The following is a 16,626-nucleotide window of genomic DNA, read 5'->3' on the forward strand; positions in this document are numbered from 1 at the left end:
AGGATCGGATTCTGTGACAATCACGGAATTGTCACAATCAAGGAATTGTTTATTATTGACATGTTCTTTATTGAGAACTAAAATAGGTGATATCGTTCTTAATAAAGTCCAATCCGTGATTAGGCAGGTGAACTTCGTGATGAACGATGAAGCATTTACATCCGACGGCAAGATGGCGGTCAGAGAAATTAACTTGAAGGAAACATACGGTGTCCTCCAACGGCGTTGGTGGATCATTCTCGTATCCATCATCATTTGTGGCGTGTTGGGCGGTCTTTATGTTTCCAGGCCGAAGCCGGCCGTGTATGCATCTTCAGCACGTATTATCCTGTCTTCCAGTGAAATAAACATGAGAGGGACCATGCTGGTCATGATCCGTGAACCGGTCGTGATGGAGCGCGTGATCAAGGAATTGGGGTTGAAGCAGTCGCCCGAAAGCTTGCGAAAACAGATCTCCGTAACCAGCGTCGATAACTCCCTCGTTACGTTGGTAACGGCTTACCATGAACATCCCGGGCTGGCTGCTCACATCTCGAATGCTGTTGTCGAGGCTTTTAAGCAGGTAGCAGCCGAAAGTTTAAAGTTTCATGGCGTGATCCTGCTAAGCGGAGCCAAGGAGGATCCCAACCCCGTTCCCGTGAATAAGCCGAGTTATGCAGGGCTGTATATTGCACTGCTTGCAGGGGCCATTGCAGGTGTGGGCCTGATCTTTGTGATGGATTCGCTGGACGGCTCGATACGTTCGGCGCGCGAATTGGAGAGACTGCTGCAATTGCCGGTACTGGGACAAATGGACTGTGTGCGCAAGAGAGATATCCTTCGCACGATGAAGAGCGAGAACATGGGTCAAGGGGGAAGAGGTGAATCCCTTGGCACATGAGCGGAATCGTTCCAACGCTATACTGGTGGATTACAGCACGATAACTTATCATCATGCCTCTTCAGCCCAAGCGGACCAATACCGCGTTCTGCGCAACCATATTCGATTTGCTGTTACGGACGCTCCGATTGCTTCGTTGGCAGTTACCTCGCCCCGACCGGGAAACGGAAAGACGACGGTGGCGGTCAATCTCTCCATTGCTTTCGCCCAGCGCGGCGATCGGGTGTTGCTGATTGATGCCAACGTTCGGCGTCCGGCCATTCACCGGATTCTGAATGTGAAGGCTGGCCCGGGTCTGGCAGAGGCTGTGGGACAGCGAGCGGTTATTGAGGAAGTAATCCAAGAGACTCTGATCGAGAACCTGTGTGTGATATCCAGTGGCTCAGCGGTTACGCAGCTGCTGGATTTATGCGATTCATCGTTCATGGACCAGCTTGAGCTGACACAGGATTTTGATATCGTTCTGGTGGATTGCCCGTCCGTGCTGTCGGCCAGTGAGGCCAGTGTGCTGGCCAGCGGATGCAGGGCGACCTTGCTCGTGATTGAGAACGGCAGGACGTCCGCCGAGGATGCTCTTGAGGCCAAGAGACTGCTGGAGTTTGGACATGCCCGAATTGTGGGCACGTTTTTCAATAAAAAGTGATCAGATACATGGTAACAGCGGGTTCTGTATATCGTTTTGTTCGTTATTACGAACGAATTGGCAAAATGTTCTGCTGGAGTGAAGGCAGGCCGCACAAGAACAGCACAAGAACAAAGGGGAAGGGGGAGTGAACGCATTGACTTACAAGCAAAGGCTTTCGCTGCTCGCCATGCTGGATTCGCTTATCGTCCTGTTATCGATTTACATCAGTTATTTCCTCGTGTCCGCGACCGTCATGGTATTCGCGGACCCGTTGATCGTAACTTCTTCCGTCGCGCTGCTGCTTGGATATCATCTGTTTGCTTTTGTGTACAACTTGTACAAGAAGGCGTGGGAATATGCCAGCATAGGTGAGCTTGTCGGCATCGTCAAAGCGGTAACGCTGTCTAGTCTAACGGGTGTAGCGGTACAGTACATGGCTGTTCAGGAATTTCATGTGCGGTTAATGGCCGTGACCTGGATGATCATGATGATCCTGATTGGGGGTTCGAGGTTCTGCTGGCGCTTAATGCGCAATGTTCCCCCGAAGCAGGAGCAGCGAAGCCTTTACAGACGCACTCTGATCGTGGGCGCCGGCTCGGCGGGAACGATGGTGGCAAGGCAGTTGCTTCATTCCCCGGATCAGGATATGAGGCCGGTGGCTTTTGTAGACGATAATCGGCACAAACATGGCTTGGACGTGTTGGGGGTGCCCGTCGTCGGCGGCACGCGTGCCATCGAACGGATTGCCAGGGACTATCAGATCGAACTTATTGTCATCGCCATCCCCTCTCTTAACAAACCCGGGCTGAAGGCTATTTTCGATGAGTGTGCGAAAACCAAGGCCAAAACCCAAATTATTCCCATGATTGAGGATATCGCCAGCGGCAAGGTATCCGTCAGCCAGTTCAGGGATGTGCAGGTGGAAGATCTGTTGGGAAGGGAACCTGTGCAGCTTGATCTGGCAAGCATCAGCGATTATGCAACAGGCAAAGTGATCCTGGTAACGGGAGCCGGCGGCTCTGTCGGCTCGGAAATATGCAGGCAATTATCGAATTTCAATCCTCGCAAGCTGATCCTTCTCGGGCACGGAGAGAACAGCATTTATTCCATTGAGATGGAACTCCAAAACCTTTTCAAGGATAAAAGCATTCAGTTCTATACGGAGATTGCCGATTTGCAGGACGAGAGCAAAATTGTCCAGGTATTGAACAAGCACAGACCGGATGTCGTCTATCATGCCGCAGCCCATAAGCATGTTCCGCTGATGCAGCGGCACCCGGAGGAAGCGGTGAAAAACAATGTTATCGGCACTTTGAATGCGGCCAAGGCCTCCAGTCAGGCAGGCGTGTCGACGTTTGTTATGATCTCTACCGACAAAGCCGTCAATCCGACAAACGTCATGGGCGCAACGAAGCGGATCGCGGAGATGATCATTCAATACATGGATGAGATAAGCCCCACCACATTTGTAGCTGTGCGCTTCGGAAATGTCCTGGGAAGTCGGGGGAGCGTCATCCCGCTGTTCAAAAAGCAAATCGAGAGCGGGGGGCCGGTCACGGTCACCCATCCGGATATGGTGCGTTATTTTATGACGATTCCGGAAGCCTCGCGTCTCGTTATTCAGGCCGGGGCTTTGGCCCGGGGCGGCGAGATTTTCGTGCTGGACATGGGCGATCCGGTGAAAATCGTGGATTTGGCCAAAAATGTGATTCGCCTGTCGGGATATTCCGTTGAGGAAATCGGAATCGAATTTACGGGAATCCGCCCGGGCGAGAAGCTGTATGAGGAGCTTTTGAAAGAAGACGAAGTACATGAGCAGCGGGCATATCCCAAAATTTATATCGGGAAGTCTTCGCAGGTCAACTTCAAGGAAATCGAGTATCTGTTGCAAGTATACGACAAGCTGCCTGCTGATGAATTGAAACAAATGCTCCTTGATCTGGCCAACAAAAAAGTGAAGCCGAGGGAGCTAGTAAAGACGAGTTAGACCGGGAGGTGAGCATGGTAATGAGCAAGGTCAAAAAAGCTATCATACCGGCGGCCGGACTTGGTACGCGTTTTCTGCCGGCTACGAAGGCAATGCCTAAAGAAATGCTTCCTGTCGTGGATAAACCAACGATTCAATATATCGTAGAGGAGGCCGTCGAATCCGGAATCGAGGATATTATTATCGTGACGGGCAAAGGGAAGCGCGCCATTGAAGATCACTTTGATAATTTCCTGGAGCTGGAGCAGGTGCTGTTCCAAAAACAAAAGCTGGAATTATTGAGCGAGGTACAGAAGCCGGCTCAGATGGTGGACATTCACTACATCCGGCAGAAAGAACCGAAAGGACTTGGGCATGCGATATGGTGCGCGCGCAAGTTCATAGGTAATGAGCCGTTCGCTGTCCTGCTTGGCGACGATATCATTACCGCGGAGAAGCCTTGCCTCCAACAGATGATGGAAAAGTACGACAGGTATCATTCATCTATTATTGGAGTCCAGCGCGTAAGAGATGAAGAGGTGTCACGCTATGGAATCGTGGACGGCATCAAAGTGGAGGAAGCCCTGTATCAAGTGAAGCATCTGGTGGAAAAGCCGCGGCAAGGCACGACACTGTCCGATCTGGCCATTATGGGAAGATACATACTGACCCCGGAGATTTTCCGTATTTTGGCCCGGCAGGCCCCCGGCGCCGGCGGCGAGATTCAGTTGACGGACGCATTAGACACCCTGAATCAGGCGGAAGCGGTGTATGCTTACCAATTTGACGGAACCCGCTATGACGTGGGCGAGAAAATGGGATTTATTCAGACAACGATTGAATTTGCCTTAAAACGCGACGATCTCCGCGGTGATCTGCTGAACTATATGTCCCATGTTCTGGCGAGGGAGACCGTGAATGTCGAATAAAATACTGTTCTGTGCCACGGTCGATTATCATATAAGCTCGTTCCATATGCCCGTGCTTCAGTGGTTCAAACAACGGGGATGGGAGATTCATATCGCGGCGAAAGGCGAACGGGAGCTTCCGTATGCAGACCGGAAGTTCGACATCCCCTTTGAACGTTCTCCCTTTCGCTGGCGGAATCGTGAAGCCTACCGGCAGGTAAAGCGGCTGATCGAGCATCATGGTTATCAGATTGTGCATTGCCATACCCCGGTGGGCGGTGTTCTGGCGCGTCTGGCCTCAAGACGTGCCCGGAGACAGGGGACGCAGGTCATGTATACGGCGCACGGGTTTCATTTCTGCAGAGGCGCGCCGCTAATCAATTGGATGCTTTATTACCCGGTGGAAAAGCTGCTGGCCCGTTCGACCGACTGTCTCATCACGATCAATCAGGAGGACTACCGGTTGGCCGTTCGCCGGCGCTTCAAGGCGGCGCGCATCGAGCATGTGCATGGGGTTGGCGTGAGCGGCGAACGTTTTTATCCGGCACTTCCGGAAGACAAGGCAAGCCTGAGGGAGCGGATGTCATTCGATCGGAATGATATTTTGTTATTTTATGCGGCCGAGTTCAACCGCAACAAGAATCATCAGCTGCTTATCCATGCCTTGGCCCGAATACGGGAGCGGGCCCCGCAAGTAAGACTGCTCTTGGCGGGAGAGGGCGCATTGCTGGAAGCCTGCAAAAGTGTATCCGCGAAATTGGGCGTGGATCGGCATGTTCACTTCCTCGGGTATCGTAACGATATTCCCAATCTGCTGCATATGAGCGACATTGCCGTCTCCGGCAGCTTGAGGGAAGGACTGCCGGTTCAGATGATGGAGGCGATGGCCTGCGGGCTTCCGGTCATCGCCACCCGGAACCGGGGGCATCTGGAGCTGGTATGCGACGGACGGAACGGTTATATTGTTCCTCCTCAGGCTCCTGAGCAATTTGCGGAACGCATCGCAACCCTTGCGGCTTCTGCTGACCTGCGGGAGAACATGGGGAGGGAAAGTCTTCAGATGTTCCGGAAGTATGAGCAGAAGGCAGTCCTCCATGAGCTGGGGCTGATCTATGAATCCCATATGCACAACTTGACGGAAGGGGAGGAAAAAGCATGTCAGGTCCTGTAAGAGTGCTCCATGCGGTCGTCAATATGAACCGGGGCGGGGCCGAGACCCTGATCATGAATTTGTACCGCAATCTGGACCGAAGCAAGATTCAGTTCGATTTCCTCACCTGCAAGCCGGGGGTATACGACCGTCAAATTGAACGGATGGGCGGCAAGATATACCGGATTCCGTATATTTCAGGCGTTGACGTCATAGGGTATTGGCAGGCATTGAGCAGCTTCTTCAAGGATCATGCCGGCTACAGACTCATTCACGCTCATATGGACAAGATGAGCGGTTGGGTTCTGAAGGCGGCGCGTCAGGCAGGCATTCCCTGCCGCATTGCGCACAGCCATAATACGAGGAGCGAAGGGGGCTTTGCCGCCAAGGCATTCAAATGGTACGCGGGCCAAAGCATATCTTCATCGGCAACTCATCTCTTGGCCTGTTCGCAAGCCGCTGCCCGTTGGCTCTTCAAGCAAAGTTCAGACACGGCAGGCATCGTGAAGAATGGAATCGAACAAGAGCGTTTTTTCTTCCGTTCCGAAGTAAGGGATGCCGTGAGAAAGGAGTTGGGGATTGGCGAGAGCGCCTTTGTTCTGGGGCATGTCGGGCGCTTCCAGCATCAGAAGAATCATGCGTATCTGATTGAGGTGTATGCCAAGGCAAGGCCCATGCTGAACGACTCCGTGCTTCTTCTAGCGGGTGATGGTCCGCTGCGCGATGAATTGCAGCGCCAGACGGAACGTTTGAAGCTGGAGAATAGCGTGCGTTTTCTGGGTGTGCGAAGCGACATCGACAGATTGCTTCAGGCATTGGATCTGTTTGTTTTTCCCTCGCGCCATGAGGGCCTGCCGTTGACGTTAGTCGAGGCTCAAGGAGCGGGACTTCCCTGCATCATTTCGGATAACGTCACGCGGGAAGTTGATCTGGGGCTGGGGCTAATTCAGTCTCTATCCTTAAAAGATCAGCAGGCGTGGGTGGAACGGGTGCTTGAAGCTGCCCGCGACGGCGCCAGCAGGGAGATTCCAGGGGATGCCCTGCGGATGCAAGGCTATGATATCCGCGACACCGCACGCTGGCTCGAGAATTATTATTTATCGATGGTGAGGTAGGATGCGAACATTAACGGTATTTACCCCTGCATATAACCGTGCTTACTGCTTGACGCGTTTGTATGACAGCCTCGTTAGACAGAACAGCGGCGAATTTGAGTGGCTTGTGATTGATGACGGATCTACCGATGAGACACCGGAACTGGTTCGGGCCTGGATTGCGGACAACCGGATTCCTATACGTTATGTCCGTCAGGAGAATCAAGGCATGCATGGAGCGCATAACACGGCTTATGACCAGATTGAGACCGAGCTGAATGTCTGTATCGACTCCGATGATTATATGCCTGACGGCGCGGTGGAGAAAATTATAGATTTCTGGCGCACATACGGCAGTGATCAGGTAGCCGGCATCGTTGGCCTGGATTGCGCACTGGACGGAACCGTGATTGGGACGCGGCTTCCGGAAGACAAGGCAAGGTCCACGCTGTTCGATCTGTACTACAAGCATGGCGTTACGGGCGATAAAAAGCTGGTGTACCGTACGAAACTTACGAAAATGTACCGCTATCCCCTGTTCGAAGGAGAAAAGTACGTTGGATTGGCCTACAAGTATTACATGATTGACCGCGATTATGAGCTGCTGCTGATGAATGAAGTCCTGTGCTATGTAGAGTACATGCCGGATGGGGCTTCCCGGAATATGCTGCGCCATTATCGCAATAACCCGAGGGGATTCGCCTTCTATCGCGTTCAGCTTATGAAGCTCCCTTTCGCGGGACTTTCCTTTAAATTTAGACAAGCGGTGCATCATGTCTCAAGCTGCTGCCTGGCCCGCAGTCCGGCCATGCTCCTCGAGTCGCCCGCAAAGCTGCTTACCTTGTTGGCGCTGCTGCCCGGATTTGCGCTTTATGTATTTATCGTAGCAAAGACGTAGCGTGTGATTGGATGGGAGAGGAACCCTGCGATGACGATCATATGGCTCACGCTTCTGATGGTTTTCATTTTTTCATATACAGCCAGGTATTTTGCGGTATCCCTTCCCCATAGCCCAATACCTATCCGGCCGAACCGGCTGCTCGTTGCCGCGGTATGCTTCGTCATCGTCATGGTTGCGGGGCTGAGGAAGAATATCGGGGATACGTTTTTCTACATGCATGCTTATGCGCTCAAAAATTTCACATGGGCGACCATCGCAACAGAGAAGGATGTTGGCTTCAATCTGTTCCAAATGCTTCTGAAACAAATTTCAGAAGACCCGCAAATCCTCATTTTTGTGACGGCACTGATAACGAATGTATTGATTGTGGTTATGATGCACCGCTATGCGAGATTGTTTGAACTGGCGATGTACGTATACATCACGTCCGGCGCATTCATTGTCTCCATGAACGGCATCCGGCAATACATGGCGGCCGCATTACTCTTTGCCGCGACAGCTTACTTGCTGAACGGCAGTTGGAAGAAATACATGGTTGTGGTGGCGCTGGCCTCCGTTTTCCATATGAGTGCGCTTATCCTTATTCCTTTATATTTTATCGTCCGCAGGGAAGCTTGGACCGGCATGACTTTTGGCTTGCTGGCTGCCGGTGTTCTCATCGTCGGTCTGTTCAACCAATTTTCCGATGTGCTGTTCTCGGCACTCAGCGAGACGCAGTATGGGGAATATAAGGAGTTTAAGGAAGGGGGGGCTAACATCATTCGGGTCGGCTTCTATATGATGCCGCTGCTGGTTGCCTATTGGGGAAGAGATAAGCTGCGAATGTTGTTTGCTGACATTGATATTATCGTCAATTTGTCGTTGATCGGGTCATTTTTTATGCTGATTTCTACGCAAAACTGGATTTTTGCCAGACTGGCCATTTATTTTAACTTGTATCAGATTGTTCTGACATCATGGATCGTCATGGCTTTCCGCAAGAAGGATCAGAAGCTTATTTATTTGTGCATTCTGGTTATTTACGGCATCTACTTTACTTATGAAAATATGTTTGTTCTCGGCATTAAATATCGCAGTGATTTCTTAATCTGGTTTCATTAAGGGGGCAAAGGGCTTGGACGGAGCGGAGAAAATTCCCCGGGTTGTGCATTACTGCTGGTTCGGGCGCGGCGAAAAACCGAAGCTGATCAAAAAGTGTATTCAAAGCTGGCAGAAGCATCTCCCGGATTACGAGCTGGTCGAATGGAATGAAGATACTTTTGACGTCAAAGCCAATCTTTATGCAAGGGAAGCCTATGAGGCGCGCAAATTCGCGTTCGTTAGCGATTATGTCAGACTCCATGCCTTGTATCATGAAGGCGGGGTGTACATGGATACGGATGTGGAAGTGATCAAGCCGCTGCATCGCTTCCTGGTGCATGAAGCCTTCTCGGGATTTGAGGACCATCAATTTTTGCAATCAGGAACGATGGGGGCCGTTAAGCATCATCCCTGGATCGGAGAGCTGCTTCAATATTATGCCGACAGGCCTTTTCTGCTTCAGGGCGGGGATGTGTTCGATCTGACGACGAATACGGCCATCATGAGCCGGATCAGCCAGAAGCATGGATTGAAGCTTAACGGACAGCACCAGACGCTTCCGGGCGGGGTTGTTTTTTATCCCCGATGGTTCTTCAGTCCTTACGATTATATCAATGGAGGCAATTACATCAACGACGATAGTTACACGATCCACCATTTTGCCCAATCGTGGCTTCCTGCCCATGTCCGCGTAAAGAGCTACATCAAGCGCAAAGCAAGCCGCTTGATCGGTGCGGAGAACATTGCAAGGCTTAGAAGGATATTATCGCAAAAAGGTGCGCAGTCATGAAACGCATATTTGATTTTGTTATTGCGATTGTGCTGCTGGTGTTATTGCTGCCGCTGCTGGCCGTCATTGCGTTCTTGGTACGAATGCGAATCGGTTCGCCCGTTATGTTCCGTCAGATTCGACCGGGGAAACATGGGGTCCCGTTTTATTTGTTGAAGTTCAGAACGATGACGGAAAAGACAGACAGCTCGGGCCAGCCGCTTCCGGATCATGACAGGTTGGTTCCGTTCGGCCAGTTCCTCCGGAAATACAGTCTTGACGAGCTTCCCCAGATATGGAATGTGGCCAAAGGGGATATTAGCCTGGTGGGGCCAAGACCCCTTCTTATGGAATATCTGCCGCTGTATACCGAAGAGCAGGCCAAGAGACATTGCGTGAAGCCGGGCATCACGGGCTGGGCCCAAGTCAACGGACGCAATGCGATCTCCTGGGAGGAGAAGTTCAAGTACGATGTCTGGTATGTGGAAAACCAAAGTTTCTGGCTGGATTTGAAAATTTTGTGGATGACGTTCTTCCACGTATTGAAGCCCGGAAACATTCAACATGGCAACCATGTTACGATGCCGGTATTTAAGGGCACCGTGAACTATGAACAGGAAAGGTAGAGGAGTCGGCAGATGACAGCGAACCGGAGAATATGGCTATCGCCCCCACATACGAGTGGAAGGGAACAAGACTTGATTAACGAAGCCTTCACTACGAATTGGATTGCTCCACTCGGGCCTCATGTCGATGCGTTCGAGGCGGAAATCGCGGCTTATGCCCAAGTGAAGGGCGCGGCTGCCGTCAGTTCGGGCACCGCAGCGATTCATTTGGCTTTGACCTTGCTTGGCGCAGGGAAGGGCGACCTTGTATTTTGTTCCAGTCTGACGTTTGTAGCCAGTGCGAATCCAATATCATATACAGGCGCGAAGCCGGTGTTTATTGATTCCGAACCGGAGACCTGGAACATGTCTCCTTCGGCCCTGGAGAGGGCGCTGAATGAAGCGGCACGGGCCGGAAACCTCCCCAAAGCGGTGATCGTCGTTCATTTATATGGCCAGAGCGCCAAGATGAATGAAATTATGGAGGCGTGCGGACGTTATGAGGTTCCGGTCATTGAGGACGCGGCAGAATCGCTTGGTTCTCTCTATTACGGCAAAGCCAGCGGGTCTATGGGACGCTTTGGCATTTATTCATTCAACGGAAATAAAATCATTACTACCTCAGGCGGCGGAATGCTTATATCCAATCATCCGGACGAATTGCGCCGGGCGCGCTTTCTTGCCACGCAGGCAAGGGAACCGGCGTTGCATTACCAGCATCAAGTGACGGGCTTCAACTATCGAATGAGCAATGTGTTAGCGGGAATAGGGCGTGCGCAGCTTCAGGTGCTGAATGAACGGATTGAGGCGAGGCGGAGCATTTTTGAAAGGTACCGGAAGGCGCTGGGGGGAATAGACGGAATTCATTTCATGCCTGAACTGGACAACACCCGATCGAACCGATGGTTAACCGCCTTAACTATGGATGGCCGGATAACCGGCGTGGCTCCTGGCGAGTTGATCCATGCGCTTGAAGCCGTCAACATCGAGAGTCGCCCGGTATGGAAGCCGCTGCATCTGCAGCCGCTGTTCCACGATTGTCTGTTCTATGCTCATGGTGAAGGGAAGCCGGTGTCAGAGCAGCTGTTCGAGACCGGGATTTGTCTGCCTTCCGGTTCGGGAATGAGCGAGGCGGACCAGCAAAGAGTCATTGACTGCATCCAAGAATTCTTGTCCCTTCGGTCCGCGAATGCCCAAGTCTACAGATAACGCTCCCCGGGGTGCCGGTTTCTCGCGATTGTGGCGGGTATGCCGTAAGCGATGGAGCAACCGGGAATATCATGAAGAACGGCGGCACCGGCACCGATGACGCAATGCTCGCCAATGATCACGCCGTGGATCACGCTTGCGCCGATAGAGATCATGCTGTAGTCGCCAATCCGGACTTGTCCGCCGGTCGCGGCATTCGGGGCGAGCGCCGCATAATGTCCGAGCCGCGAGTCATGATCGAGCGAGGATCGGGTGTACATCACACAATGGTCTCCGACGATGGCATCGCTGCCGATTACGGCGCCGGCCATGATAACGGAGCCTTCGCCGATTCGGGCTCCTCTCGCGATAGAAGCCTGCGGGTGGACGGCCCGAATGAAGCGAAAGTCAGGCATGACCTGTCTTATGCTTTGTGTGATGCGATAGCGGGTCCAGTTGTCTCCAATGGCCACGATTCCTCCCTGAATTTGTTGCCGATGCGCGGACAAGTAATCCAGATCTCCAACAATTTCGTATCCATAGCACTCGGTACCAGGCGGTTTATGGCTGTCGAGGATACCAAGGATTCGGTATTCCCCAGTCTTCTCAATCACGTCAATGACGGCTTTGGCATGCCCGCCGGCACCAAAAACAATAATATCGAGCATTAACTTAGATCCCTCCTCTAGTTAAGGTGAATCGGGGAAGAATGGCAGTAGGGTGTTGTTCTTTAATAAGAACAATTATAGATTGTTTTGTTCTTTAAAGCGAGCGATATCTGACTGAAGGAGTAAGTTCATGGAGAAGTCCCTTATCTTGGACACAGACATGCTGACGAACGAAATGAAGTTGATTCTGGAGATTATTTCAATTGATCGTCCCGAGGATTTGCGCAAGGACAAAGCCGGGCTCTTTCAGGACTGCAAGTGGGATGCATTTTTTCGGCTTGCGATGCATCACCGAGTCTATTCCGTGCTGTATATGCAGATGAAGGATATGGGCGATGATATGGTGCCTCCGGCGGTCATTCAACGTCTGTACCGCCAATATTGCGCCAATACGCTCCGAATGCTTCATCTGAGCAGCGAGATCGAACATATCGGCAAGGAATTGACCGGAAGAGGCCTGCGTTGTTTATTTTTGAAGGGACCTGTCCTTGGCCAGGATTTATATGGAAGTATCTCGCTTCGCACCTGCTCGGATCTGGATCTCCTCGTTCCCTTGGCCGAATTAGTTAGGGCGGAAACGATACTTATCACGCTAGGGTACGAGAAAGATGACTACATTGAGTCCGTACTGGGGGACTGGAAATGGCGGCACCACCATCTGACCTTTTTTCACCCGGTCAAGGGCATCAAGGTTGAGCTTCATTGGCGGCTGAACCCGTTCCCGTCCAAGGAACCAAAATTTAACGACTTGTGGCTCAGGAAGCGAAGAAGCACGCTGTTCGGCAGCCCGATCTATTATTTGGGCAGAGAGGATTTGTTCGTCTTTCTCGTGACCCACGGCGCCCGCCACGGCTGGTCGCGACTGCGCTGGCTGCTCGATATCAAGCAGCTTCTTAACCAACAGCCGGATCACGGCCAGATCATGAATAGATTGAGGCGGCGCCGATGTATACGCGCCGGAGGACAATCTGTCGTCCTGGCCTCGTCGCTGCTTCAAGCGCGGTTAGCCCCGGAACTGCATCGGCTTGCAAGCAGGCGGAGATCGGTGCGGCTGGCCCAGGACGCCATGTTCTATCTGTCGCAGATGGTTCATCTCCATAAGGAGCCGGTACCTGAAGAAGTCGGAGCCTACCATAAGCGCCATCTGTTTGCGTTAATGCCGCTGCGGCATAAATGCTTGTTCATTCTAAGCTTCATGCTGCCTTATCCCGAGGATGTCAAGGTCATTCGATTGCCGAGAATGCTTCATTATATCTATATTCCCTTAAGGCCCTTCTTGTGGGCATGGAGAAAAAGCGTGGGTGTACAGAAATGAAAAGAGTATTGTTCGCATCCTTCGATATGGAGGTTGGAGGAGTCGAGAGAAGCCTGGCTGGTTTGCTGGAGCATTTTGATTATGAACGCTATCAGGCGGAGCTGATGCTGTATCGCCATCAAGGCGATTTTATGCCTTTGCTCCCCGAACAAGTCCGGTTGCTGGAGGAGCAGCGAGCCTATGCCACATTCCGCAAGTCCATCGGCGACATTATGAAGAGCCGGCAGCTGCTGATCGGGCTCGGAAGGCTGACCGCAAAAGTGCATGCCGATATGGCCGGGAAAGTGAGAGGGTTTGCAGAAACGGGATATCATCAGATGCAGCTGATGTGGAGATATACCCTTCCCTTCCTGCCCCGGAACAAACAGCTCTACGATGCGGCTGTAAGCTTCTTATGGCCCCATTACTATGTTGCCGAGAAAGTCGATGCCCGCACGAAAATAGCCTGGATTCATACGGATTATTCGACCGTAGCTACGAATGTGCGCTCTGATTTGAAGCTGTGGAGCAAGTTCGATCATATCATCGCCGTATCTCCTTCATGCAGGGAAGCCTTCTTGGCAAAGTACGAAACCCTGAGAGACAAGGTGACGGTAATCGAAAACATTATCTCTCCGGACTACATCAAGATGATGTCCGAGGTGTCTGTTGATTCACCGATGGCAGCGGATCCGCGCTTCAAATTGGTCACCGTCGCCCGTTTGTCGCACGCCAAGGGAATCGACCAGGCTGTCATGGCCTTGAAGAAGCTGAGAGAGAAGGGGCTTGAGGACATTGCCTGGTACGTTGTGGGTTACGGAGGGGACGAGGAGATGATTCGCGGTCTCATTGCGAAAAATCGGCTGCAGGATCATTTCATTTTGCTGGGCAAGCAGTACAATCCCTATCCTTTCATCAAGCGAGCCGATCTCTATGTACAGCCTTCCCGTTACGAGGGGAAAGCCGTAACCGTAACCGAAGCCCAGATTTTGGGCAAGCCTGTTCTGATTACCCGCTATCCTACGGCACAGAGTCAGGTTGCCGACGGCAAGGACGGATATATTACGGACTTATCGGTCGAGGGCTTAGCGGAAGGGATTGAGCATTTATATCGAGATCGGCAGCTAAGATGCCGGCTCGCGGACATGTGCAGCAGGACTCAGTATGGCAATGCGGGCGAACTCAATAAACTATACGCATTGTTGGATGACAATGGATAGGAGGCGAGGCTATGGATAACATCCTGCTGCTCGACACCTCAGTCGGTTCCTTGAATAAAGGGGATGAGATCATCATGAAATGCGTGAGGCGCCAATTGTCTGGTATTACGCGCCAGGCCAATGTGTTTACCGTGCCTACACATCTTTCCCCCTTCGGCTGGTTCCAGGTGATGCGAGATTCATTACGTGTTCAATTCTATACAAGAGCCAAATACAAGTTCGTCGGCGGAACGAATCTATTGACCATGGACATGTTCACCCATTTCCCGCAATGGAATATTAATGTGTTTAATTATCGTCCGTTACAAGGCAGCATTCTCCTGGGGGTGGGGGCGGGCAAAGGAGAAAAAATAAAACGGTACACGAAAATGCTGTACCGCAAGGTGTTGTCCCATGAATATGTGCATAGCGTTCGAGATGAACGAACCTGGAGATTCGTCACAGATTTAGGGCTCAAAGCGTTAAATACGGGATGTCCGACGATGTGGGCATTAACGCCCGAGCATTGCCAGGATATTCCTAAGGGGAAATCGGATGCCGTCGTGTTTACGTTGACAGATTACGCAAGAGCGCCCCGTCAAGATCAGCTCCTGATCGATCTTCTGATTAGAAGTTATAAAAAAGTATATTTCTGGGTGCAGGGAGCCGATGATTATGCGTACTTTCATACGTTATCGAATACCGACAGCATTCACGTCATTCCTCCTTCGCTGGAAGAATATGAAGCTGTGCTCAGCACGGATGTCGACTTTGTAGGCACGCGCCTGCATGCCGGAATTTATGCGATGCGCCATAAGAAACGTTCCATCATTATTGCGGTTGATGAACGGGCCAGAGGAATGAGTGAGACATACGCCCTGAATACCGTTGACCGTACGGATCTCGCCGGCCTTGAAGCCATGATCCATTCGGAATTTGCGACGAATGTCCGGATGAACCTGGAGGCCATCCAAGCGTGGCTGGATCAGTTCAAGCAGCGGTAAGACCGGTCTTGAAGGAGGAAACCCATGATACAACTGACACGGGAACAAATCAAAGTAAATCATAACCGTGTGGACTATTTTTTTCAGGTGGACCCCAGGCTTCAAAAATACTTCAGAGCAAGCAATCATTTATTTATGAAATATAACTATGATATCTCGGGTCTTCCAGCAAGCATATTGTCGATTCCGTTTGCAGCGAACATGATGCCGCTCGCGTGGCTTACGGATGCGACGCTATACGTCGACGAACTGGATCGTTCCTTCTATGACTGTCTTGCGGAACTGAAGCAGGCATATCAGAAGATGTTCCCCCACTTTCCGCTCAAGGGGCAAATCAAGGTGGGGCAGGTTTCTACCTTTGATTATCAACCGGAGCATGAAGCTGCCGTGCTATTTAGCGGGGGATTGGACGCCTTGACGACCTATATCCGCCACCGGGATAAGAAGCCTTTTCTCATTACGGAGTACGGATGGCATGAAGGGGAATGTGCAGACAGCGAGGTATGGACGGCAGACCGTGAGCATGCGGAGGCTTTTGCCCGCAAGGAAGGGCTCTCCAATATCCTGGTGGAGTCCAACTACGGCACCTTCGTCTATCCTCAGCGAATCGACCGGGATTTCCGGCGCTCGCTGGGGGACACCTGGTGGCATGGACTGCATCACGGTCTGGCGATTATATCGGCTGCGGTTCCTGCAGCCTGCTTGTTACAGGTGAAAACGATTTACATTGCGAGCTCGCATACGATCGGCAACACGTATTCATGTGCTTCCGACCCATCGACGGACAATCTGATTCGTTACGGAGCGGGAGATGTGTTCCATGACGGATACGAGCTGTCCCGGCAGGATAAAGTCAAAGTGGTTGTCGATCATTATGCCAATACCAATGACAAGACCGCGGTCCGGGTATGCTATCGCAACACAGAAAACTGCTGCCAATGCGAGAAGTGCGTAAGAACGATCATGGGGATTGCGGCAGAGGGCCATGACCCGAATGACTACGGTTTTCCGGTGCCTTATGAGCTCTCCGGTTTTCTGAAGCGGTTTTTGAAGCGGGAGGTCAAGTTTTTCACGAATATCCAAATCGAACGGTTATGGAAGCCGATTCAGGAGCGCATGCGGGAGAACCCTGACAACGTGAAGGATCAGGATCTGCTGTCTTGGTTTCCGGATTACGATTTTGTGGCCCAGCGAAGAAAAGAACGGTTCCGCTACCGTGTCACGCAATTTTTCCCGATCATCAGAAGGAAAGTGAGAACGGGTTTGCAGCAAATCCGTGAAACCAGGTAAAAGAG

16 protein-coding genes are annotated in these 16,626 nt (G+C 51.7%); 15 read left to right on the plus strand and 1 reads right to left on the minus strand.

The genetic code is table 11. The features are described from left to right. The first annotated feature begins 139 nt into the window (after positions 1 to 139). The 11 genes from NNL35_RS04550 to NNL35_RS04600 all read left to right on the plus strand — a co-directional run bounded on the left by NNL35_RS04550 (position 140) and on the right by NNL35_RS04600 (position 11,187). A complete protein-coding gene (locus NNL35_RS04550) occupies positions 140 to 880 on the plus strand; it encodes a YveK family protein (RefSeq protein ID WP_040732824.1) in 741 nt (246 codons plus the stop codon). Next, a complete protein-coding gene (locus tag NNL35_RS04555) occupies positions 870 to 1,523 on the plus strand; it encodes a CpsD/CapB family tyrosine-protein kinase (protein WP_006678419.1) in 654 nt (217 codons plus the stop codon). The genes NNL35_RS04550 and NNL35_RS04555 overlap by 11 nt, the downstream gene beginning before the upstream one ends. 136 nt (positions 1,524 to 1,659) lie before the next feature. Next, positions 1,660 to 3,492: a polysaccharide biosynthesis protein gene (locus NNL35_RS04560; RefSeq protein WP_006678418.1), complete on the plus strand. Its 1,833-nt coding sequence runs from the start codon at positions 1,660 to 1,662 to the stop codon at positions 3,490 to 3,492. A gap of 20 nt (positions 3,493 to 3,512) precedes the next feature. Further along, positions 3,513 to 4,400, plus strand: a complete 888-nt coding sequence (gene galU / locus NNL35_RS04565) for a UTP--glucose-1-phosphate uridylyltransferase GalU (RefSeq protein ID WP_006678417.1) — start codon at positions 3,513 to 3,515, stop codon at positions 4,398 to 4,400. Further along, positions 4,390 to 5,550 (plus strand): glycosyltransferase family 4 protein, encoded by a 1,161-nt coding sequence (locus NNL35_RS04570; protein WP_006678416.1) that lies wholly within the window; start codon positions 4,390 to 4,392, stop codon positions 5,548 to 5,550. Before galU ends, NNL35_RS04570 begins: the two co-directional genes overlap by 11 nt. After that, the gene (locus NNL35_RS04575; protein ID WP_006678415.1) at positions 5,535 to 6,644 is read left to right on the plus strand and encodes a glycosyltransferase family 1 protein; all 1,110 of its coding nucleotides are present in this window, start codon (positions 5,535 to 5,537) and stop codon (positions 6,642 to 6,644) included. Before NNL35_RS04570 ends, NNL35_RS04575 begins: the two co-directional genes overlap by 16 nt. A gap of 1 nt (position 6,645) precedes the next feature. Further along, the gene (locus NNL35_RS04580; protein ID WP_254552988.1) at positions 6,646 to 7,521 is read left to right on the plus strand and encodes a glycosyltransferase family 2 protein; all 876 of its coding nucleotides are present in this window, start codon (positions 6,646 to 6,648) and stop codon (positions 7,519 to 7,521) included. Between the two features lie 30 nt (positions 7,522 to 7,551). Next, positions 7,552 to 8,625, plus strand: coding sequence for an EpsG family protein (locus NNL35_RS04585; RefSeq protein WP_040732816.1), 1,074 nt, complete (start codon positions 7,552 to 7,554; stop codon positions 8,623 to 8,625). A 13-nt stretch (positions 8,626 to 8,638) separates the two neighbouring features. Further along, positions 8,639 to 9,394, plus strand: coding sequence for a glycosyltransferase family 32 protein (locus NNL35_RS04590; RefSeq protein ID WP_006678412.1), 756 nt, complete (start codon positions 8,639 to 8,641; stop codon positions 9,392 to 9,394). Continuing rightward, positions 9,391 to 9,999: a sugar transferase gene (locus NNL35_RS04595; protein ID WP_006678411.1), complete on the plus strand. Its 609-nt coding sequence runs from the start codon at positions 9,391 to 9,393 to the stop codon at positions 9,997 to 9,999. Before NNL35_RS04590 ends, NNL35_RS04595 begins: the two co-directional genes overlap by 4 nt. Before the next feature lie 12 nt (positions 10,000 to 10,011). Continuing rightward, positions 10,012 to 11,187, plus strand: a complete 1,176-nt coding sequence (locus NNL35_RS04600; protein WP_040732812.1) for an aminotransferase class I/II-fold pyridoxal phosphate-dependent enzyme — start codon at positions 10,012 to 10,014, stop codon at positions 11,185 to 11,187. On the opposite strand, the gene NNL35_RS04605 is transcribed toward NNL35_RS04600, so the two are convergent. Further along, complete coding sequence (locus NNL35_RS04605; RefSeq protein ID WP_006678409.1) at positions 11,178 to 11,834, minus strand: acetyltransferase; 657 nt, start codon at positions 11,832 to 11,834, stop codon at positions 11,178 to 11,180. The genes NNL35_RS04600 and NNL35_RS04605 overlap by 10 nt on opposite strands. Before the next feature lie 130 nt (positions 11,835 to 11,964). On the opposite strand from NNL35_RS04605, the gene NNL35_RS04610 reads away from it, so the two are divergent. Genes NNL35_RS04610 through NNL35_RS04625 form a run of 4 tightly spaced genes read left to right on the plus strand, consistent with a single transcriptional unit; the run spans position 11,965 to position 16,621 of the window. Further along, positions 11,965 to 13,149, plus strand: a complete 1,185-nt coding sequence (locus NNL35_RS04610) for a nucleotidyltransferase domain-containing protein (protein ID WP_006678408.1) — start codon at positions 11,965 to 11,967, stop codon at positions 13,147 to 13,149. Next, positions 13,146 to 14,348 carry a glycosyltransferase gene (locus tag NNL35_RS04615; protein WP_006678407.1) on the plus strand — a complete coding sequence of 401 codons (1,203 nt, stop codon included), beginning with the start codon at positions 13,146 to 13,148 and terminating at the stop codon, positions 14,346 to 14,348. Before NNL35_RS04610 ends, NNL35_RS04615 begins: the two co-directional genes overlap by 4 nt. A gap of 11 nt (positions 14,349 to 14,359) precedes the next feature. Then, on the plus strand, positions 14,360 to 15,331 hold the full coding sequence (locus NNL35_RS04620) for a polysaccharide pyruvyl transferase family protein (protein ID WP_006678406.1): 972 nt from the start codon (positions 14,360 to 14,362) through the stop codon (positions 15,329 to 15,331). A gap of 24 nt (positions 15,332 to 15,355) precedes the next feature. Beyond that, positions 15,356 to 16,621: a hypothetical protein gene (locus NNL35_RS04625; RefSeq protein ID WP_006678405.1), complete on the plus strand. Its 1,266-nt coding sequence runs from the start codon at positions 15,356 to 15,358 to the stop codon at positions 16,619 to 16,621. The last annotated feature ends 5 nt before the right edge of the window (positions 16,622 to 16,626 follow it).

The organism is Paenibacillus dendritiformis (assembly GCF_945605565.1).
GTDB classification, from domain to species: domain Bacteria; phylum Bacillota; class Bacilli; order Paenibacillales; family Paenibacillaceae; genus Paenibacillus_B; species Paenibacillus_B dendritiformis_A.